The organism is Amycolatopsis sp. NPDC043889 (genome assembly GCF_056435645.1).
The window spans coordinates 756,868-776,523 of sequence record NZ_JBWKEC010000001.1 but is presented as its reverse complement, the minus strand read 5'-3'; the positions used below and the strand labels follow the sequence as shown (position 1 = coordinate 776,523).

The following is a 19,656-nucleotide window of genomic DNA, read 5'->3' as shown; positions in this document are numbered from 1 at the left end:
TTCATGGCGTTCAGCGGTGTTCGGGCGAGCGGCTGTCCTGGGTGACCCGGCACCGCACTCGCGTGCTCAGACACGTAACTCGCGTGCTCGGAGACCGCACACACGAGTGCGGCCTTCAAGCACGTGAGTTCCGTGCCCAAGCACGCGAGTCACGCCGAGCGGACGATTCCCACAGACCTCGGCGTTCAGAGAGAGAGAACATCGAGCCCGGGTTGAAGAGGTTCCCCGGGTCCAAAGCCTGCTTGATCTGCCGGTGCACGCGGATGCCGACCTCGCCGATCTCCTTCGCGAGCCACTCGCGTTTGATCCGGCCGATGCCGTGCTCACCGGTGACCGTCCCGCCCAGCGACAGGCTGACGTCGAGGATCGCGTCGAAGGCCGTCCGCGCGCGGGCGAACTCCTCCTCGGAGTCGGGCGCGTAGACGATCGTCGGGTGCATGTTGCCGTCACCGGCGTGGCCGACGACGGCGATCCGCAACCCGACCTCTTCGCTGATCCGCTCGCAGCCGGCGATCAGCTCGGCGATGCGCGTCCGTGGCACGCAGACGTCGTCGGTCAGCCAGACGCCGTACATCTCCAGCGCGGTGAGCACGACCCGCCGCGCCTGCAGCAGCATCTTGCCCTCTTCGAGATCTTCGGTGGCGTAGGCCAGATCCGCGCCGCAGTCGACACAGATCTGTTCCAGCGCCGCGAGTTCCCGGCGAGCGACCTCGCCGCCGGAGTCGGATTGCGCGAGCAGCAAGGCTTTGCAGTCCGAACTCGTGCCGAGGTCGGTCTTGAGGTAGGCCTCGGCCGCCTTGATGGACGTCGCGTCCATGATCTCCATGAGCGACGGCACCAGCCCCTCACGCACGACTCGCGCGACGGCCTCGCCCGCGGCCTCCGTGCTGTTGAAAGCGGCGACGAGTGTGGCGGGCAGCTGCGGCAACGGTTTCAGCGCGACGGTCGCCTGTGTGATCACGCCGAGCGTGCCCTCACTGCCGACGAAGAGCCGTGCGAGGTCGTAGCCCGCGACCCCCTTCACCGTGCGGCGCCCGGTCTTCAGCACGGAGCCGTCGGCGAGCACGACTTCCAGCCCCAGCACGGAATCCGTGGTGACGCCGTACTTCACACAGCACAGGCCACCGGCGTTGGTGGACAGGTTCCCGCCGATGGTGCACCAGTCGTAGCTGGACGGGTCCGGCGGATAGAACAGGCCGTGCTTCTCCACCGCGTTGCGGAAATCGAGGTTCACCACGCCGGGCTGCACGACGGCGAGCCGGTTGCCTTCGTCGATCTCGACGATCCGGTCGAGTTTGGTCAGCACCAGCACGACACAGCCGTCGATTGCGTTCGCGGCACCGGACAGACCACTGCCGGCGCCGCGGGGCACGATGGGCACCTCGAACTCCGCACAGGCCTTGACCACGGCCTGCACACCCTCCACATCGGACGGCAGCACCACCGCGAGGGGTTTGCCGCTGGCGGCCAGCGGCATCATGTCGCGCGAGTAGGCGTCCGTGACGTCGGTGTCGGTGAGCACCGCGGCGTCGCCGAGACGCTCGCGGAGCCGGGTGACCAGGGCATGGTTGCTCATGCCCCCATCGTAAGCTCGATTAGATCCGCACTGCGGAAATTTTTTTCCGATCGAGCAGAATGAAGGCCTGGACGCCTGTATAGACGAGCACGGCCACACCCGCCCATGCGGTAACGTGCACCCCCTGGGTGAAGGCTTCGCGAGCCGATTCCAGGAGCGCCTGCCCCGCGGCAGGGTCGAGCTGCTGCGCCGTCGCGACGGCGCCGCCAAGCGTGTCCCGGGCGGATTCGGCCGTCCCCTCCGGCAGGCCGGACCGGTAGACCGCGGTCGCGACGCTGCCGAGGATGGCCGTGCCGAGCGCCCCGCCCAGCTCGAACCCGGTCTCGGAGATCGCCGAAGCGGCTCCGGCGCGTTCGGCCGGGGCGGCCGAGATGACCAGGTCGTTCGTCAGCGTCTCCGAGAGGGCGACACCGCCGCCGAGCAGCGTGAACGACACCACCACGTACGCGAGCCCGCCGCCGGACGACACCTGGGTCAGTGCGAGGAAGCCGACCGCCGCGACCAGGAGACCACCGCTGACCAGCAGCGATACCCGGATCCGCTTCGCGAGCCACGCCGCGAGGAGCGCTCCGGCGACACCGGCGACCGTCGCCGGGAGCATCCACAGCGCGGCGACGACCGGAGTCAGCCCGAGCACCAGCTGCAGGTACTGCGGCACCAGGAACAGCAGGCCGACCATGGCGAACACGCCGAGCATGTTCGTCACGACGGAGCCGCTGAAGGCCCGGTTCGAGAACAGCTTCAGGTCGAGCATCGGCTCGTCGAGGCTGTTCTGTCTGCGGACGAACACGACACCGAGCGCGAGCCCGATCACGACACTGACCGCGGCCTTCCAGGTGAAGCCGTGTTCGGCGACCAGCTTGATGCCGTAGACCACCGGCAGCATCGCGGCCAGCGACAGCAGCGCCGACAGCGGGTCGAAGCGGCCCGGCTTCGGGTCACGCGCCTCCGGCAACACGAACGGTCCGACGATCAGCAGCACCACCATCACCGGGACGTTGATGAGGAAGACCGAACCCCACCAGAAGTGCTCCAGCAGCCAGCCGCCGAGCACCGGCCCGACCGCCATCCCGCCGGAGAACCCGGCACTCCACACGGCGATCGCGATCCGGCGCTGTTTCGGGTCGGCGAAGATACTGCGGATCAGCGACAGCGTCGACGGCATCAGCGTCGCGCCACCCACGCCGAGCAGCGCCCTGGCGATGATCAGCATGAACGCGCTGGTCGAAAAGGCCGCGAGCACCGATGCGGCGCCGAAGGCCGCGGCACCCATGAGCAGCAGCTTGCGACGGCCGATGCGGTCACCGAGCGTGCCCATCAGGACCAGCAGGCCGGCCAGCATGAACGAGTAGATGTCGACGATCCACAACTGCTCCGCACCGGTGGGCGCCAGATCCTCGGACAGGAACGGCAGCGCGAACCCGAGCACCGTCATGTCCACGCTGATCAGCAGAACCGGAAGCACCAGTACCGCCAACGCCCACCACTGCTTGCGCCTCGCCATGGCGCACTCTCCTTTAGCTAAACCGTCTGGACGGTACAGTTACCGCCTCGTCCGAAGGTAAACCGTCCAGACGGTATAGTCAACTGATATGGCGAAGCCCACCGCGAAGGAACGCATCCTCGACTCCTACGAGGAGATCCTCATCGAGCAAGGCCCCGGCGGGGTCACCCTCGACGCCGTCGCCGCGCACGCGGGCGTCTCGAAGGGCGGCCTGCTCTACCACTTCGGCTCGAAGGAAGCCCTGGTGGACGGCCTGATGGAGCGTCTCGCCACCTTGTCGGACGAAGACCTCGAACAGGCACAGAAGGCGCCGGAAGGCGTCGTTTCCTGGTACCTGCGCACCGCCATCACCGACGTGACCCAGCGCAAGCCGCTGCACCGCACGACCATGGCGACGATCCGGATCATGCTCAACGAACCGCGGGTCGCCGAGGTCGTCCAGGTCTACAACCAGAAGATCCACGACCTGATCAGCGAGCACGTCGACGACCCGCTGACCGCCGAGCTGATCATCCTGGTGGGCGACGGCCTCTACCTGCGGGCGGCGCTCGGCCGGGACGACGCGAGCCCCCTGCTCGACCGGATCGACGAGATCAAGGCCCGCATCCAGCGCTGACGCGTTTCGTCCTCTGAATGCGGGGCAACTACATCCGCAGGCCGTAGACGCGCTCGATCGGGATGGTGAGCAGAACGCGCCGGTCGGCGACCATGGCGTCACGGAACTCGTCCCAGTCCGGATGCTCACCCCTGGCCCGCCGGTAGTGGTCCACCAGCGCGTCGACGGTCGCGTCGTCGCGCGAAGCGGCGGTCGGCGTGAGCACCGCCGGCCCCTCGACGACGACGTAGCCGTCGCCGCTCTCGGTCGACACGTGGAACGTCGCCCGCGGATCGCGCTGAAGGTTCTTCGTCTTGGCGCGCGGTGCGGTGATCGAGATCAGGATCGCGCCGGCGTCCGCGTCGTAGAGGTAATTGACGGTCGACAGCTGAGGCCTGCCGTCCCGCTTGATGGTGGCGAGGGTGCCGAAGTCGCGGGCGGCGAGGATCGCGAAGAGCGCGGAGTCGGTCATGACTCCATCAAAGCAAAAGTGCAGCTCAGGGCGAACCGGACAAACATGCACGAATAAATGTGCTTGCATGCGGCAACTAAAGTGTCATCCGACACACAACGTCACTTTCTCCTTGCGAAGCATCCTTAGGAGGAACATCCTTGCTCTAGGCAACTAGTTGCAGTGACCAAGCAACCGGCGAGAGAGACCACCATGACACCCACGACACCCGGCACCAGGTCGAAGGCCGACCTCGATCTGGCCGACACCCTCGGGCATGAGCTCGTGCGGCTCGTGCGCCTGGTCAACCGGGCGAAGTCCCAGGTGTCCAAGCAGGGACCGGACGGTATCGAGCGGGCCGCGTACGCGATCCTCTTCTGCCTCATCCACGTCGGGCCCCAGCGGACCAGCAAACTCGCCGAGTTCCTGCACTCCGAGATCTCGACCATCAGCAGGCAGTCGAGCTCTCTCGTCCAGCACGGGCTGGTCGAGCGCCTGGCCGACCCCGAAGACGGCCGCGCCTGCCTGCTCGCACCGACCGCCGAAGGGCATCGGGTGTTCGAGGAGAACCGCAAGCAGCGGAACCAGTGGCTCGCCGAGGTGCTCGGCGACTGGTCCGACGACGACCGGAAAACCCTCAACTCGCTGTTCCACCGGCTGAACGACGACCTCGAAAAAACATCTCCACAGTTCGCCGACCCCGCGTCGGCGTCGAAGGCCAAGGGGGCCTGAAGCAATGAGTTCCGCAGTAGAAAGTCCACCAGCCGTCGAAGAAGACGGTCCCCGGCTCAGTCACCGTCAGATCGTCACGATCCTGATCGGCCTGATGTCGGGCATGTTCCTCGCCGCGCTCGACCAGACGATCGTGGGCACCTCGATCGTCCGCATCGCGAACGACCTCAACGGGTTCGACCTGCAGGCCTGGATCACCACGGCCTACCTGATCACCTCGACGATCGTCACGCCGATCTACGGCAAACTGTCCGACATCTACGGGCGCAAGCCGTTCTACATCGCCGCGATCTCGATCTTCCTGATCGGCTCGGTCGCCTCGGCCTTCGCGACGTCGATGTACGAGCTCGCCGCGTTCCGCGCGATCCAGGGCCTCGGTGCCGGCGGCCTGATGTCGCTGGCGATGACGATCATGGGCGACATCGTTCCGCCGCGGGAACGTGCCCGCTACCAGGGTTACTTCCTCGCCGTGTTCGGTATCTCCACCGTGCTCGGCCCGGTGCTCGGCGGGTTCTTCGCCGACTTCGACACGCTCGGCACCGTCTTCGGCTACCAGATCGACGGCTGGCGCTGGGTCTTCCTGATCAACGTGCCGATCGCGATCGTCGCGCTGTTCGTCGTCGCCCGCGTGCTCAACGTGCCGCACCAGCGCCACGACCACAAGATCGACTGGTGGGGCGGGCTCGCGCTCATCGTCGCCGTCGTCCCGTTCCTGATCGTCGCCGAGCAGGGCAACAAGTGGGGCTGGGGCTCGCAGAACGCGATCATCTGCTACGTCATCGGCGCCATCGGCGTGGTCGCCTTCATCTTCATCGAGAAGCTGATGAAGGACGCGGCGCTGATCCCGCTGCGGCTGTTCAAGAACTCGACCTTCACGGTCGCGATCATCGGCGGCGTCATCGTCGGTGTCGCGATGTTCGGCGCGATCATGATGATCCCGCAGTACATGCAGGTGGTTCAGGAGTTCTCGCCGACCGAGTCGGGGCTGCTGATGATCCCGCTGATGGCGGGCATCATGAGCGGTTCGATCATCTCGGGCCAGATCACCAGCAAGACCGGCCGCTACAAGGTGTTCCCGGTGGTCGGCACGCTGCTGATCGCAGGAGGCGCGTTCTTCTTCGCGCAGGTCGAGTACAACAGCGCGCTGTGGCACCCGCTGGTCGCGGCCGCGATCATCGGGCTCGGCCTCGGTGCCTGCATGCAGACGCTGATCATCGCGGTGCAGAACGCGGGCCCGCGCAGCGACATGGGCGTCTCGACCGCTTCGGCGACGTTCTTCCGGCAGATCGGTGGTACCGCGGGTGTCGCGGTGTTCCTGACGATCCTGTTCAACGTCCTGCCGGGCAACATCACCAAGGCGTTCGGCGGCAACGCGCCGACCGGTGAAGGCGCCGCGGCACTGGGCGACCTCACCACGAACACGAGCGGTATCGCGAACCTGCCCGAGGCCATCAAGACCCCGGTGCTGATCGGCTTCACCGAGTCGATCACCACGGTGTTCTACGTGGCGGGCGCGGTCGCGCTGCTGGCGACGCTGGTCCTGATGTTCATGAAGGAGATCCCGCTTCTCGGCGGCTCGGCTCCTTCGGCGGCTTCGGCTCTCGAAGGCGGCGAAGCGCTCCTCGAAGAGGACGACGCGCCTGTCGAAACGGCGTCCGAGAAGACGGTCGTGACCGCGCCCGTCGAGGCGGGCAAGCACGCGATGACCAACGGGAACGGGGCATACCGGGCCGGATCCGCTCAGATCAGCGGGCATGTCCGCCGGGACGACGCCACGAACGTCGCGGGTGCGGCGCTGACCCTGATCGACCACAACGGCAATCAGGTGGCCAGGACGCACACGAACGAGAACGGCGTCTACTCGTTCGCCGGCATCGTGGGCGGGCGGTACACGCTCGTCGCCAGCGGCCGCTGGTTCCGGCCGGTCGCGGCGACGCTGACCGCCACCGGAGCCGGGGTGCTGCGTCACGACTTCGAGCTGGTCAGCACGATCCTGCTGAGCGGTGTCGCCCGCACCGACGGTGACCGGGTGGTGCCGGACGCGCGGATCACCGTGCTCGACTCCTCGGGTGGCGTCGCCGCCGTGGCGAGGACCGACGCGGAGGGCAACTACACGGTCAGTGACCTGCCCGCCGGGACCTACACGGTGATCGCCAGCGGCTACCCGCCCGCGACCAGCCGGGTGGAGCTGTTGGGCGGCGACCAGGCCGAACATGACGTCCGGCTGAGCTACGACCAGGCGCTCGACGAGCTTGTCGAGCACTAGTCCGGCTTGCGATGAAGGGGCCTTTCATCGCGAATTTTGCGATGAAAGGCCCCTTCATCGCACGTGCGGAGCGCATGACCGGACCTTTCGGACACCCCGATTCCACGGTTCGGCCGCATGCGGTTCGCGAAGTACACGTAGGCTCGCGTCGTGAGTGAGGTGTACACCGAGGCCGCGGGCATCGGCGTGAGCTGGCTCGACACCGCCGGGCCGGTGCTCGTCTGGGTGATCGTGCTGAGCTTCATCTTCGTGGAGTGCGCGCTGATCATCGGGCTTTTCCTGCCCGGCGACTCCCTGCTGTTCGCGGCCGGGGTCGTCCTCGCGCAGCACGGCTCCGACCTGAACGCGTGGCTGCTGTCGGCCGCCGCACTGCTGGTCGCGATCCTCGGCAACCAGGTGGGGTACTACATCGGGCGGTCGACGGGCACGAAACTGATCGCGCGCCGCGGCGGCAAGGTACTGAACCGGCACAACCTGGACCGCGCCAGGGCCTTCCTGGATCGCAAGGGTTTCTTCGCCATCGTCGCCGCGCGCTGGATCCCGTGGATCCGCACGCTGGCGCCGCTGATCGCGGGGACCGCGCGGATGGATCCGCGCCGGTTCGCGCTCGCGACCGCGCTCGGCGGGCTGCTCTGGGTACCGACGCTGGTGCTGCTCGGCTACTACGGCGCCGGCCTGCTGGACCAGCTTCCGTGGGTGAAGACGGTCGCGCTCTGGGTGAGCGTCGCGTTCTTCGTGGTGGGCACGGCCTACGGCGTGATCCGCTACCGCCAGGAGATGCGGCGTCCCGCCGAGGAGACCGAAGAGAGCACTGCCTAATCCATCCATGCCCCCGCCGCCGCCCTCAACGGAGGAGCTGCGCTCCCACGCCTACAACTCTGGATCGGCCCAGATCTCCAACTGGATGCCGTCGGGGTCACGGAACACGATGACCGACGAGCCTTCCAACGTCCGGGAACCCTTCGACGGCGAGTAGACGACGCCGTATTCCGAAAGCCGCGCTTCCCATTCGGCCAGCTCCGAACGCGAAGAGACCTTGAACGCCACGTGGTCCAAACCTGTCCGCCGTTCGTCGAACCGCGGCCGCTCGGTGTCCTGGTGCTCGACGAGTACCACCGCGAAACCCTCGCTGGGCGACCTGAGCACGACCTTCCGCAGACCCGTTTCGGGGTCCTCACGACGCGTGAACTCTTCGAGTTCGAGCACTCGGGCGTACCAGGGCACGCTCCGGTCCACATCGGTCACGGTGAGTGCCAGGTGGTGCACAGACATGAGCTTGGACATCGGGGATGACCGTCCTGATCAAGAGCTTGGGGGCGCCACCAGGGTGACACAGGCGCCTCGGGCCACGAGGTGATCCGCCGACTTCCCACATGAATCGTGATATCCGCCGGGAAACAGTGTTAAAAAGTGGCTGAACCGCACGCGGAGCCGATATCGCCCCGTGACCGCGCCGTGGCCCTGGGTCTCAACGCCCTCCGCCGACGGTCAGCACCGTCCCGGTGGTGTACGACGCGGCCGGGGAAAGCAGCCACAGCACGGCTTCCGCGACTTCGCCGGGTTCGCCCGCCCGTCCCATCGGAATGGTCGGCGCGATCCGCTCCATGCGATCGGGCATTCCCGCCGCGGCGTGCAGTCCGGTGTGGATCATGCCCGGTGCGACGGCGTTGACCCGGATGGATTCTTTCGCGACTTCTTGCGCCACGCCGTAGGTCATCGTTTCGACGGCCGCCTTGGTGCCCGCGTAGTGGACCCATTCCCCTGGCGAACCGGTCCGCGCGGCGGTGGAGGACAGCGTCACGATCGCGCCGCCGTCACCGCCGTACCGAGTCGACATCCGGCGGATGCCCTCGCGGACGCACAGGAAGACACCCGTGATGTTGACCTCGACGACACGACGGACGACATCGACGTCGTACTCGTCGAAGCGGCCCGGTGTGTTGCCGGTGATGGCCGCGTTCGCGACCAGCCCGGCGAGCGGGCCGAGCTCGACGGCGGCGTCGAACAGGGCCACCACGTCGTCTTCGGATGCCACGTCGCCGCGCTGGGTGATCGCCCGGACACCGTGTTTCCGGACGTGCGAGGCGACATCCTCGGCCGCTTCGGCGTCACCCGCGTAGTTGACGACGACGTCGTAACCGCGCGCGGCGGCCAGTTCACAGACCGCCGCGCCGATGCCCTTGCTGCCGCCGGTGACGACGAGAACACCACTCATATGGCGAAGTTAACCAGCGGGAGGTTCTCGAGAACCAGGTCGGCCCGGCTGCTGGTGGACGCGATCAGATCGGCGTTGCGCTGGTCGGAACCGAGCGCGCGGCGACGCGCTTCGACCAGCGAACGGCCGTAACGGCGGTGCCGCGAGACGAGCCGCTCGATGCGCTCGGGCTCGTCCGGCGCGAGGAACCACGACTCGGCGAGGATGGGCTTCACGCCGCTCCACGGGTCGTCCTGCATGAGCAGGTAGTTCCCCTCGGTGATGACCAGCGGGACGTCCGGCGTGACCGCGACGGCGCCGGCGATCGGCTCCTCGATCTCCCGGCGGAACTCGGGTGCGTAGACCGTCTCGCGGCCTTCGGCGAGCCTGCGCAGCAGGTGCACGTACCCGGCGGCGTCGAAGGTGTCCGGGGCGCCCTTGCGCTCCACCCGCCCGAGCCGCTGCAGTTCCACCTGCGCCAGGTGGAAGCCGTCCATCCCGACCACCGCCGCCCTCGTGCCCAGCGCCTTGGCCAGGCCCCAGGCCAGCGTCGTCTTGCCGGACGCGGGGGCGCCGACGATGCCGAGCACACTGCGCTGTCCCGGCTTCGCCAGCGTCTGAGCCCTGCTCAACAGGTCCTCGAACACCGGAGGCATGGCTGTCATGGCTGTCCCTCTCCCATCTTCGCGACCGCGGCCGTCCACGACCTCGGTCCTTCATGCCGCACCCGTTCGGCGGCCACCTCGTTGGCGAACGCGATCCAGCCCGGAACGTCCCCCTGGTCCCGGGCGACCGCGTACGCGAAAGCTCCGTGCCAGACGTCGCCCGCGCCCAGCGTGTCACGCGCCTGGGTGACAGGGACGGGGACGGCACCGGATCCGTCCGCCGTCGACCAGCGCACCGGATCGGGGCCCGCGGTCGTGATCACCACGGGCACGCCGTGCTCGCGCGGGTCGTCCCCGCGGTACAGCGACGAGCACGCGGCGACGTCGACGAGCGGCAGGAGTTCGGGGAAGACCGGCTTCCAGCTCCCGGCGTCGAGTACCACCGGCACCTTCCGCTCCCGCGCCCAGCGCGCGACCGCCAACGCGACCTCCGGATGGTGCCCGTCCAGGAGCACACACCCGGGCATTTCGTCCTCTGAATGCGGTAGTTGCGCGTGCAAGGACCGCATCGAGAGGACTGAATGCGTGGAGGCGTGGGCGTTGCGCGAGACGACGGTGCGTTCCCCGTCGGAGTCACGGACGACGATGGCGCTGATCGCGGGCGGATCGGGCCGTTCGGGATAGAGGTCGACCAGGTCGACGCCGTGCGCTTCGAGGTCCGTTCGGGCGAGTGCCGCCAGCGGGTGCGCACCGGCGACCGTCAGCAGCGTCGCTTCGGCGCCGAGCGCGGCCACGGTCACCGCCGCGTTCGTCGCCGGCCCCCCGGCGGCGACGTCCATCGACAGCGAACGCACCTTCTCGCCCGGCGCCGGGATCTCGGCGACGCGCTGAACCTGGTCGACGGTGCACAGGCCCGCCAGCAGCACCCGCACTACAGCCCCGTGTGGACGGCCGACGCGACCTCTTCGACCTCGCCGTTCTCACCGATCTTCAGTGCACCCGTGAGCAGGCCGACGACCTGATTCATGGTGTGCGTCTTCGGCGAGACCACCGCGACGCGCTTGCCGAGGCGGTGCACGTGGATGCGGTCGGCGATGTCGAACACATGCGGCATGTTGTGGCTGATCAGCACCACCGGCAGGCCGCGTTCGCGGATACGGTTGATCAGGTCGAGCACCTTGCCGGATTCGGCGACGCCGAGCGCGGCGGTGGGCTCGTCCATGATCACCGCCTTGGTGCCGAACGCCGCCGCCCGCGCGACCGCGACACCCTGGCGCTGCCCGCCGGACAACGTCTCCACCGGCTGCGTGATGGACTTGATGTTGATGCCGAGCTCGTCGAGGATCCGCTGCGCGTCGGCCCGCATGGCCGCCGTGTCCAGCTTCCGGAACAGCTGCCCGAAGAGATCCTTACGCCGCTTTTCCCGGCCGAGGAACATGTTCGACGCGATGTCGAGCGCGGGCGCGACGGCGAGATCCTGGTACACCGTCTCGATCCCGTAGTGGCGAGCGTCCAAAGGGGACTTGAAGTGGACGGTCTGACCGTCCACTTTGATCTCACCGGAATCCGGGATCACCGCGCCCGAAAGGGCTTTGATGAGGCTCGACTTCCCGGCGCCGTTGTCGCCGACGACGGCGAGCACCTCGCCGGGGAACAGCTCGAAATCGGCACCGTCGATGGCGGTGACCCGGCCGTAGCGTTTGACCAGGCCCTGCGCGGACAACGTGGGTGTCGTCATGACTGCCGCCTCCTCGCGAAACGGTCGACGCAGACAGCGCCGATGAGCAGGGCACCGGTGGCGACGTCCTGGTAGAGCGCGTCCACGCCGAGCTGGGTCAGCCCGGACCGCAGGACCGCGACGACCAGCGCGCCCATCATCGTGCCGAGTACGGAACCCCGGCCGCCGAACAGGCTCGCGCCGCCGAGCACCACCGCGGTGATGGAGTCGAGGTTGCCGAGCTGGAAGGCGTTCGGGTCGGCGTTCGGCACGCGGCCGAGCGCCTGCCAGGCGGCGATCCCGACGATCACGCCGGCGACGATGTACACCGAAAGGATCGTGCGGTTGACCTTGATCCCGGACAGCCGCGCGGATTCCGGCGCGTTGCCGACCGCGTAGACGTGCTTGCCCCACGGCGTCCGCGTGAGCGCGTACCAAAGTCCCAGGTACATCAGCAAAGCGAGCGTCATGCCGTAGGTGATCGGGATGCCGCCGAACAGGTACCGGCGGGTGCCGAGCCATTTGAGCAGTTCGTCGGCGACCGGGACGGCCTGCCCGCTCGCGAACAGTTTGGCGGCCGCGGTGAGCACGGTCAGCAGACCGAGCGTGACGATGAACGGCGGCAGTTTGATCCGGGTGACCAGCGAGCCGGTGACCATGCCGATCACCACCGTCGCCACGATTCCCAGCAGCAGCGCCCAGATCCCGGAGACGCCGCCGACCACGAGTTTCGCCATGATCAGCGTCGCGAGCACCATCGCGGCCGCGTTGGCCAGGTCGATACCCGCGGTCAGGATGATCAGCGTCTGCCCGAGGGCGAGTGTGCCGACCACCAGGGACTGTTGCACCACAAGGGAAAGGTTGTCGAGATCGAGGAAGGTGTCCGTCGAAAGGGAGAACACCACGATCGCGACGAGCAGGGCCAGGGCGGGCCCGACGGCGGGCGCGCGCAGGAAGAACTCACCGATGGACGGGCGTTCGTTGCCTTTCAGGGTTGCGGTCGTCACTTCGTCCCCCAGCAGTTCTCGAGGCCCCACTTGGTGTCCTGGCTTTCCACGCCGGGGATCGGCTTGTCGGTGATCACCGCGGATCCGGTGTCGACGAACCCGCTCGGCTTCTTGCCGGTCTTGGCGTACTCGACGGCGGCGAGGACACCCTGCTCGGCCATCTTCTTGGGGAACTGCATGACCGTGGCGGCGTACTGGCCGTCGCGCACGTTCTTGACGCCTTCGCAGCCGCCGTCGATCGAGCCCATCACGATCTGGTTCACCAGGCCGCGGGCCTGGAGCGCGGCGTAGGTGCCGCGGCCCATCGGCTCGTTCATCGTGTAGACGGCGTTGATGTCGGTGGTGCGCTGCAGCAGGTTCTCCACGCCCTGCTGCGCGAGGCTCTGGTCGCCGTTCGCGGGCGTCTTGCCCTTGATCTCCGGCGACGCGTCGGTCAGCCCGATGCCCTTGAGGAACCCGGTGTGCCGCTGGGTGTCCACTGTGGACCCGGCGGTGCCGTCCACCATGAACAGCTTCGGCGGCTTGCCCGCCAACGCGGCCTTCACGTAGGCGCCCTGCCGACGTCCGGCCTCGAAGTTGTCCGTGGCGAAGGTGGCGTCGACGGCGGTGTCCGGTTCGGTCGCCGTGTCGAGCGCGATGACCAGCACCCCGGCCTTGCGGGCGCGGTCGATGGCGTCGAGGACGCCGGTCGAGGAGCTCGGCGTGATCAGGATGGTGTTCGCACCCTGCTGCATGAGGTTCTCGATGGCCCGGACCTGGCCGTCGTTGTCGCCGTCGAACTGGCCGGCGAGCGCGCTGAACTCCGCGCCGTTCGCCTCGGCGGCGGCCTTGGCGGCCGCTCTCAGTTCCACGAAGTAGGGATTGGTATCGGTCTTGGTGACCAGGCCGACCTTGGCCTTGCCACCGTCGCCCGCGTTCGAACCGCCACCCCAGTGGCGTTCGACGGTGCACCCGGCCGAGGTCACCGCGAGTGCGGCGGCCATGGCGAGCGCGGCGAGACTGCGCTGTCTCATGGGGATGCCCTCCGATTCAAGGCTGTCCGTGATGGACCGGAAGGTAGACAGGGTTATGCTCACTCGCAAGCGTTTGCGCAAACGCTTGCCAGCTGACTTTCCGAGGATAGGTAATGCCGCCGTCTCGCTCGTCCCGTCCCACCCAACGCGACATCGCCGAGCTGGCGGGAGTCTCGATCACCACCGTTTCCCACGTGGTCAACGGGACGAGGGCGGTGGCCGAGGACACCAAACTGGCGGTCCTCCGCGCGATCGAGCAGACCGGCTACACCGGCGACGCCATCGCCCGCTCGCTGGTGACCGGCGGGACGCGGTCGATCGGCGTCGCGATCTCCCTCATCGCGAACCCGTACTTCGCCGTCCTGATCCAGGCGATCGAACGCGAAGCCGCGCTGGCCGGGTACACGGTCCTGCTCGCGGACACGCACGACACCGTCGACACCGAACGTGAGACCGTGCGGACCCTGCGTTCGCGCCGGGTCGACGGGCTGCTGATCACGCCGTCGCCGGGCGACGGATCGGTGATCGGCGAACTCGTCTCGCTCGACGTCCCGACCGTACTCATCGACCGGCTCTCCACCCGCACCGACGTCGACCAGGTCGGCGCGGAGAACATCCAATCGACGTCCGCGCTGACCGCGCATCTGGCGTCGCTCGGGCATCAGCGGGTCGGCATGATCAGCGGCACCGCGGGCCTGAGCACCAGCGAGGAGCGCATCCTCGGCTATCGCCTCGGGCTCGGCCGCTCGGGTTTGACCTGGTCGGAGGAGCTGGTCGCGTGCGGCCAGTCCTCGCAGGCGGGCGGGGCACTCGCGCTGAGCACGCTGCTCGCGCTGCCGGAGCCGCCGACGGCGCTGGTGGTCGCCAATGACACCATGATGGTCGGGGTGCTGCACGAGCTTCGGCGCCGAGGCCTGCGGGCGGGCGTCGACCTCCCGGTGGTGGTCTACGACGACGTCGAATGGGCCGATCTGGTCGATCCGCCGCTGACCACGATGGCGCAGCCGATCGAGGAGATAGGCACACAGGCGGTACGCCTGCTGCTGGCCCGGATCAACGATCCGGCACGCAAGGCCCAGACGATGCGGATTCCGCCTACGCTCCGCCATCGCGCGTCCTGCGGATGCGCTCTCGTTCACTCACATTGATGATTGTTGGGAGACTTTCCGGTCTCGCCGCCGAGCGACGCTCCGTCAGCCGTTACCGTCGTTCAAGCTCGAATGAAGGCGTGGAGCGATGACCGCACTGTCCCCGGCGTTACCCCTGTGGGAGGACACCCCTGTCACCCACCGGTTCGGGGTGGCCATGGCGATGCACGCGAACCCGTATTCGGGTGAACTCGTCCGCGCCATCCGCCGCGCCGCACGCCGTCACGGCTGCGAAATCACCCTCGCCGACACCGGCGACAGCGTCGCCGAAGAAGCCGCGGTCATCCGCGCGCTGCGGGCCGACCGCGTCGACGGTGTCCTGCTCGTCCCGGCGGCAGGCGACGAAGCGGTGATCAACGGACTGGTCCGGATGGGTGTGCCGACCGTGCTCGTCGACCGGATGGCCGGCCGCAACGACGTCGACCAGGTCGGCTCCGAGAACATCCAGGCCGTGTGCGCGCTCGTGCGGCACCTCGCCGGGCTGCGGCACCGCAAGATCGGCTTCATCTCGGGCGAAGAGGACATGACCACCTACGAGGAGCGGGCGCTGGGCTACCGGCTCGGCCTCGGCCGCTCCGGCCTCCGATGGACGTCGCAGCTGGTCGCGTGCGGGCAGTCGACCCCGGGCGGAGCCGCCGCCGCGACGGCGAAACTGCTCGACAGCTGGCCCTCGCCGACCGCGCTCGTGGTGGCGAGCGAGGCGATGATGATCGGCGTCCAGTACGAGGCGCACCGGCTCGGCATCCGGATCGGGCGTGACCTCGCGATCGTCGGCTACGGCGACATGGAGTGGGCGGGCCAGGTGACCCCGGCGGTCACCACGATGGCGCAGCCGATCGAGGAGATCGGGCGCAAGGCCGTCGAGCTCCTGCTGGCCCGGATCACCGACCCTGAGCGACGACCCGAATCCGTACGGCTCGCGCCGCGCTTCATACACCGTCAGTCGTGCGGCTGCTGAGTCACAACTCGCTGGTCAGAACGCCGCCGCCGGGTGAAGATGGCGGAATGACCGACCTGTGGACCGTGCACACCGCCGACCTCGAAGCAGGCGTGCTGAAGGCGGCACGCGCTCTGCTGGACGACGCGTTCGACGGCGATTTCAGTGACCACGACTGGGAGAACGCGCTCGGCGGCATGCACACGCTGGTGTGGGAGAGCGGTGTGCTGATCGGGCACGCGTCACTGGTGCAGCGGCGGCTCGTGCACGACGGACGGGTCCTCCGGACGGGTTATGTCGAGGCGGTCGCCATCCGGTCGGATCACCGGCGGCGCGGCCACGGCGCCGCGATGATGGACGCCCTGGAGCGGGTCCTGCGGAAGGCGTACGACCTCGGGGCCCTTTCGGCGTCCGACGAGGCACTGGAGTTCTACGCGTCGCGGGGCTGGCTGCTGTGGCGCGGTACTTCGTCGGCCATGACACCTTCGGGTATCGAGGCGACGAAGGAGGACGACGGGTCGATCCACGTGCTGCCGGTGGGGGTCACTCTCGATCTGGACGGGGAGATCACCTGCGATTGGCGGGCGGGCGACGTCTGGTAGCTACCGCATTTAGTCCTCTAAATGCGGTGTTCCAGGGTCGCCGCGGCTTCGAGCAGCATCCACGCGCTCACCTGGACGGACAGGTCGCGTTCGGGAGCGCCAGCGGCCAGGGGCAGCGAAGGCGCCGGAGTCGCCCAGTCGGTGCTGAAGAGCGGCCCGTGCGTTGTCTCGGTGGCACCGGACCAGCAGGCGTCAGCCGACCGGATGACCAGTTCGCGCGCGATCCCGCTCGGCAGCAGCGGTGCCGCGAGCGCCAGATACCGGGCCAGGATCCCGGCGAACAGGCCGCCGTCACCACCTTCCTGCCCCCGGATCACCCCGTTCGGCGCGACATGTTCCGCAACGGCCTGGATCGTGCGCCCCACCCTGTCCACTTCGGACAGTTCGAGGCAGGCGCCGAGGTAAACACCTTGGCAGTACGTGAAAATATGCCTGACTAGTTCCCCGCTGCCGACCCGCAGGCCGTCCCACACCAGTCCGGAATCCGGGTCGACGAGCCGCTCGGTCATCCAGTCGGTCAGACCACGAGCGTGCTGCGTGGCGCCTTCGCGGGCGTGGAAGATCGCGGCCGGGCCGTTCGCGGGCGCGTTCTTGAAGTCGTCGCCGACGCGCCACCAGATCCCGCCGCCCGCGTCGTCGGTCCAGCCTTCGCGCAGCCGTGAGCTGATCGCCTCCAGTCCGCCGCGGACGTCCAGCCCGAGATGTCCGACGCGTTGCAGCGCGAGACCGAGCCAGGCGATGTCGTCGTAGTAGTCGTTGATCCACTTGCCGAAGTTGCGCAGCCGCACGGACACCACGAATCGGTCGATCAGCTTCAGCCGATGCGGTGAAGGGTCCCGCAGCTGGGCGTCGACGAGAGTGTCCAGCACGTGTGCCTGCCACCAGTAGTTCCAGTGCCAGTGGACGCGCTGCCCCGCCGACGGCGGCCAGCCGCTCCGGCCGAGCACGGTCCCGGGCAGCCCCCACACGCGGCGCAGATGCCGGTCGCGGATCGCGCGCTCGGCGATCGCGGCTCGGTCGGCGAGAGCAGTCATCGCGCCATCATCCCTTGCCCGCCGACATACCGCTCAGTATGTTGGGAGGACTCCCGAACCCGCGAGGTGCTTCATGACCACGGCGCACGTGACCTGCCCGCTCTGCGAAGCCACCTGCGGGCTGGAGGTGACGATCGACGAGAAGAGCCTGGTCACCCGCGTGCAGGGGGACCGCGAGGATGTCTTCTCGCAGGGCTACATCTGTCCGAAGGGCGCTTCGCTCGGCGCGCTGCACCATGACCCGGACAGGCTCACCGCGCCGCTGGTGAAACGCGACGGCGAGTTCGTCGAGGTCACCTGGGACGAGGCGTTCGCCGAGATCGACCGGCGGCTCCGGCCGATCATCGACGAGCACGGCAGGAACGCCGTCGCCGTCTACTCCGGCAACCCGACGGTGCACAACGCGGCGTTGGTGCTCTACGGCCGCGTGTTCTTCAAAGCCTTGGGCACCAGGAACTTCTACACCGCGACCACCGTCGACCAGATGCCGAAGCACTTCTCCTCCGGCTACCTCTTCGGCGACCCGCAGACCATTCCCGTCGCCGATCTGGACCGCACCGAACACCTGCTCATCCTGGGCGCGAACCCGTTGGTGTCCAACGGAAGCCTGATGACCGCCCCGGACACCCGTGGGAAGCTGCGCGGGATCCAGAAGCGCGGCGGCAAGATCGTCGTCCTCGATCCGCGCCGCACCCGGACCGCGCAGCTCGCCGACGAGCACCACGCGATCCGGCCCGGCACCGACGCGCTGTTCCTGTTCGCGCTGGTCAACGTCCTGTTCGCGGAGAACCGCGTCCGTCCCAGTGAGCACGTGAACGGTGTCGACGAAGTCCGTGCCCTGGCGGAACCCTTCACCCCGGAGGCGGTCGCGCCCGCGACCGGGATCGACGCCGCCGAGATCCGCCGCATCGCGCTCGAACTCGCGGACGCCGGGCGCGCCGCGGTGTACGGCCGGATGGGGACGACGACGCAGTCGTTCGGCACCGTCGCGAGCTGGCTGGTCGACGTCGTCAACACGCTCACCGGCAACCTCGATCGCGAAGGTGGCGTGATGTTCCCGCTGCCCGCCCTCTGGCGGCCGCGCCGGTCCTCGCCGTTCACCAGCGGCCGCTGGACGAGCCGGGTGCGCGGGTATCCCGAGGTGCTCGGCGAGCTGCCGGTGGCCACGCTCGCGGACGAGATCGAGACACCCGGCGAAGGCCAGGTGCGGGCGCTGGTGACCATCAGCGGCAACCCCGCGCTGAGCACGCCCAACTCCGCGCGGCTCACGGAAGCGTTGCGGCAGCTGGACTTCATGGTCTCGCTGGACGTATACCTCAACGAGACCACGCGGCACGCCGACGTCATCCTGCCCGGGCCGTCACCGCTGGAGCGGCCGCACTACGACGTCGCGTTGTACGCGCTCGCCGTGCGCAACGTCGCGAACTGGACACCCCGGACGCTGGAAACCGAGATGCCGCAGGAATGGGTGACCCTGCTGCGGATGGCGGGAATCGCCGCCGGCCAGGGCCCGGACGTCGACGTCGCGGCCTTCGACGCGATGGTCGCGGGCGAAACGGCGCGGCGCACCGGCGTCGACCTCGCGCTCGCCGAAGGCCGCACAGGGCCGGCGCGGATGATCGACCTGATGCTGCGCGGCGGACCGTACGGCCTGAACCTGGCCGATCTCGAAGCCGCCCCGCACGGCGTCGACCTCGGCGCGCTGAAACCGCGGTTGCCGGAGGCGCTCGCCACCGCGAGCGGGAAGGTCGAGCTGGCGCCGGACGCGATCACGAAGGACGTCCCCCGCCTGCGCGCGGAGCTGGACAAGGCGCCGGACGGCGGGCTGCTGCTGATCGGACGGCGACACCTGAGCTCGAACAACTCGTGGATGCACAACCTGACGCCGCTGGTGCGCGGCGGGAACCGGTGCACCGTCCAGGTGCATCCGGACGACGCCTCCCGCCTCGGGCTGACCGACGGCGGACTCGCGGCGGTGACGTCGCGGGCGGGGAAGCTCGAAGCGCCGGTGGAGGTCACGGCCGACGTCCGGCCCGGCGTGGTGAGCATGCCGCACGGCTGGGGCCACGACCTCGACGGCACGCGCACGCGGGTCGCGGCCGCGCACGCCGGGGTCAACTCGAATCTGGTCGCCGACGAGACCCTGCTCGACGTCCCGTCCGGGAACGCCGTGCTGAACGGCATCCCGGTGGAGGTCACCCCCGTCTAGCCGCATTTCGTCCTCTGAATGCGGTACTTGCACACGCAAGGACCGCATTCAGAGGACGAAATGCGG

Annotated in this window: 19 protein-coding genes; 8 read left to right on the top strand and 11 right to left on the bottom strand. The window is 68.4% G+C overall.

What is annotated here, in order from left to right:
* Positions 1-115 precede the first annotated feature (115 nt).
* Positions 116-1,576 (bottom strand): FAD-binding oxidoreductase, encoded by a 1,461-nt coding sequence (locus AC0685_RS03925; RefSeq protein WP_478224182.1) that lies wholly within the window; start codon positions 1,574-1,576, stop codon positions 116-118.
* Positions 1,577-1,595: 19 nt separating this feature from the next.
* Entirely contained in the window at positions 1,596-3,080 is a 1,485-nt protein-coding gene (locus AC0685_RS03920) for an MFS transporter (protein WP_478224181.1), read from the bottom strand.
* Between the two features lie 88 nt (positions 3,081-3,168).
* Between AC0685_RS03920 and AC0685_RS03915 the strand changes: the two genes are divergently transcribed.
* Complete coding sequence (locus AC0685_RS03915; RefSeq protein WP_478224180.1) at positions 3,169-3,696, top strand: TetR/AcrR family transcriptional regulator; 528 nt, start codon at positions 3,169-3,171, stop codon at positions 3,694-3,696.
* Between the two features lie 28 nt (positions 3,697-3,724).
* On the opposite strand, the gene AC0685_RS03910 is transcribed toward AC0685_RS03915, so the two are convergent.
* A complete protein-coding gene (locus AC0685_RS03910) occupies positions 3,725-4,147 on the bottom strand; it encodes a PPOX class F420-dependent oxidoreductase (protein ID WP_478224179.1) in 423 nt (140 codons plus the stop codon).
* A gap of 192 nt (positions 4,148-4,339) precedes the next feature.
* Here AC0685_RS03910 and AC0685_RS03905 point away from each other — a divergent pair, with 192 nt between their 5' ends.
* The 3 genes from AC0685_RS03905 (at position 4,340) to AC0685_RS03895 (ending at position 7,943) form a co-directional block, all read left to right on the top strand.
* Positions 4,340-4,858, top strand: coding sequence for a MarR family winged helix-turn-helix transcriptional regulator (locus tag AC0685_RS03905; protein WP_125784806.1), 519 nt, complete (start codon positions 4,340-4,342; stop codon positions 4,856-4,858).
* 4 nt (positions 4,859-4,862) lie between these two features.
* Complete coding sequence (locus tag AC0685_RS03900; RefSeq protein ID WP_478224177.1) at positions 4,863-7,124, top strand: MFS transporter; 2,262 nt, start codon at positions 4,863-4,865, stop codon at positions 7,122-7,124.
* A 150-nt stretch (positions 7,125-7,274) separates the two neighbouring features.
* Positions 7,275-7,943 (top strand): DedA family protein, encoded by a 669-nt coding sequence (locus tag AC0685_RS03895; protein ID WP_125679558.1) that lies wholly within the window; start codon positions 7,275-7,277, stop codon positions 7,941-7,943.
* Positions 7,944-7,994: 51 nt separating this feature from the next.
* Here AC0685_RS03895 and AC0685_RS03890 read toward each other — a convergent pair whose 3' ends face one another.
* From AC0685_RS03890 to AC0685_RS03860, 7 genes are all read right to left on the bottom strand, one after another.
* Complete coding sequence (locus AC0685_RS03890) at positions 7,995-8,408, bottom strand: VOC family protein (protein WP_478224175.1); 414 nt, start codon at positions 8,406-8,408, stop codon at positions 7,995-7,997.
* A gap of 184 nt (positions 8,409-8,592) precedes the next feature.
* Positions 8,593-9,339: an SDR family oxidoreductase gene (locus AC0685_RS03885; protein ID WP_478224173.1), complete on the bottom strand. Its 747-nt coding sequence runs from the start codon at positions 9,337-9,339 to the stop codon at positions 8,593-8,595.
* Positions 9,336-9,983: a nucleoside/nucleotide kinase family protein gene (locus AC0685_RS03880; protein WP_125679555.1), complete on the bottom strand. Its 648-nt coding sequence runs from the start codon at positions 9,981-9,983 to the stop codon at positions 9,336-9,338. Before AC0685_RS03880 ends, AC0685_RS03885 begins: the two co-directional genes overlap by 4 nt.
* Positions 9,980-10,849: a PfkB family carbohydrate kinase gene (locus tag AC0685_RS03875; RefSeq protein WP_478224458.1), complete on the bottom strand. Its 870-nt coding sequence runs from the start codon at positions 10,847-10,849 to the stop codon at positions 9,980-9,982. Before AC0685_RS03875 ends, AC0685_RS03880 begins: the two co-directional genes overlap by 4 nt.
* Positions 10,850-10,854: 5 nt before the next feature.
* Positions 10,855-11,661, bottom strand: a complete 807-nt coding sequence (locus AC0685_RS03870; protein WP_478224171.1) for an ATP-binding cassette domain-containing protein — start codon at positions 11,659-11,661, stop codon at positions 10,855-10,857.
* Entirely contained in the window at positions 11,658-12,647 is a 990-nt protein-coding gene (locus tag AC0685_RS03865; protein ID WP_034312398.1) for an ABC transporter permease, read from the bottom strand. The genes AC0685_RS03870 and AC0685_RS03865 overlap by 4 nt, the downstream gene beginning before the upstream one ends.
* Positions 12,644-13,660, bottom strand: coding sequence for a substrate-binding domain-containing protein (locus tag AC0685_RS03860; RefSeq protein ID WP_478224169.1), 1,017 nt, complete (start codon positions 13,658-13,660; stop codon positions 12,644-12,646). The genes AC0685_RS03865 and AC0685_RS03860 overlap by 4 nt, the downstream gene beginning before the upstream one ends.
* Before the next feature lie 113 nt (positions 13,661-13,773).
* Here AC0685_RS03860 and AC0685_RS03855 point away from each other — a divergent pair, with 113 nt between their 5' ends.
* The 3 genes from AC0685_RS03855 (at position 13,774) to AC0685_RS03845 (ending at position 16,347) form a co-directional block, all read left to right on the top strand.
* Positions 13,774-14,808 carry a LacI family DNA-binding transcriptional regulator gene (locus AC0685_RS03855; protein ID WP_478224167.1) on the top strand — a complete coding sequence of 345 codons (1,035 nt, stop codon included), beginning with the start codon at positions 13,774-13,776 and terminating at the stop codon, positions 14,806-14,808.
* A gap of 88 nt (positions 14,809-14,896) precedes the next feature.
* Positions 14,897-15,766 (top strand): LacI family DNA-binding transcriptional regulator, encoded by an 870-nt coding sequence (locus AC0685_RS03850; RefSeq protein ID WP_034312391.1) that lies wholly within the window; start codon positions 14,897-14,899, stop codon positions 15,764-15,766.
* Between the two features lie 47 nt (positions 15,767-15,813).
* Positions 15,814-16,347, top strand: a complete 534-nt coding sequence (locus AC0685_RS03845; RefSeq protein ID WP_478224165.1) for a GNAT family N-acetyltransferase — start codon at positions 15,814-15,816, stop codon at positions 16,345-16,347.
* Between the two features lie 17 nt (positions 16,348-16,364).
* On the opposite strand, the gene AC0685_RS03840 is transcribed toward AC0685_RS03845, so the two are convergent.
* Complete coding sequence (locus tag AC0685_RS03840; RefSeq protein WP_478224163.1) at positions 16,365-17,381, bottom strand: glycoside hydrolase family 76 protein; 1,017 nt, start codon at positions 17,379-17,381, stop codon at positions 16,365-16,367.
* A gap of 73 nt (positions 17,382-17,454) precedes the next feature.
* Here AC0685_RS03840 and AC0685_RS03835 point away from each other — a divergent pair, with 73 nt between their 5' ends.
* A complete protein-coding gene (locus AC0685_RS03835; RefSeq protein WP_478224161.1) occupies positions 17,455-19,590 on the top strand; it encodes a molybdopterin-dependent oxidoreductase in 2,136 nt (711 codons plus the stop codon).
* The last annotated feature ends 66 nt before the right edge of the window (positions 19,591-19,656 follow it).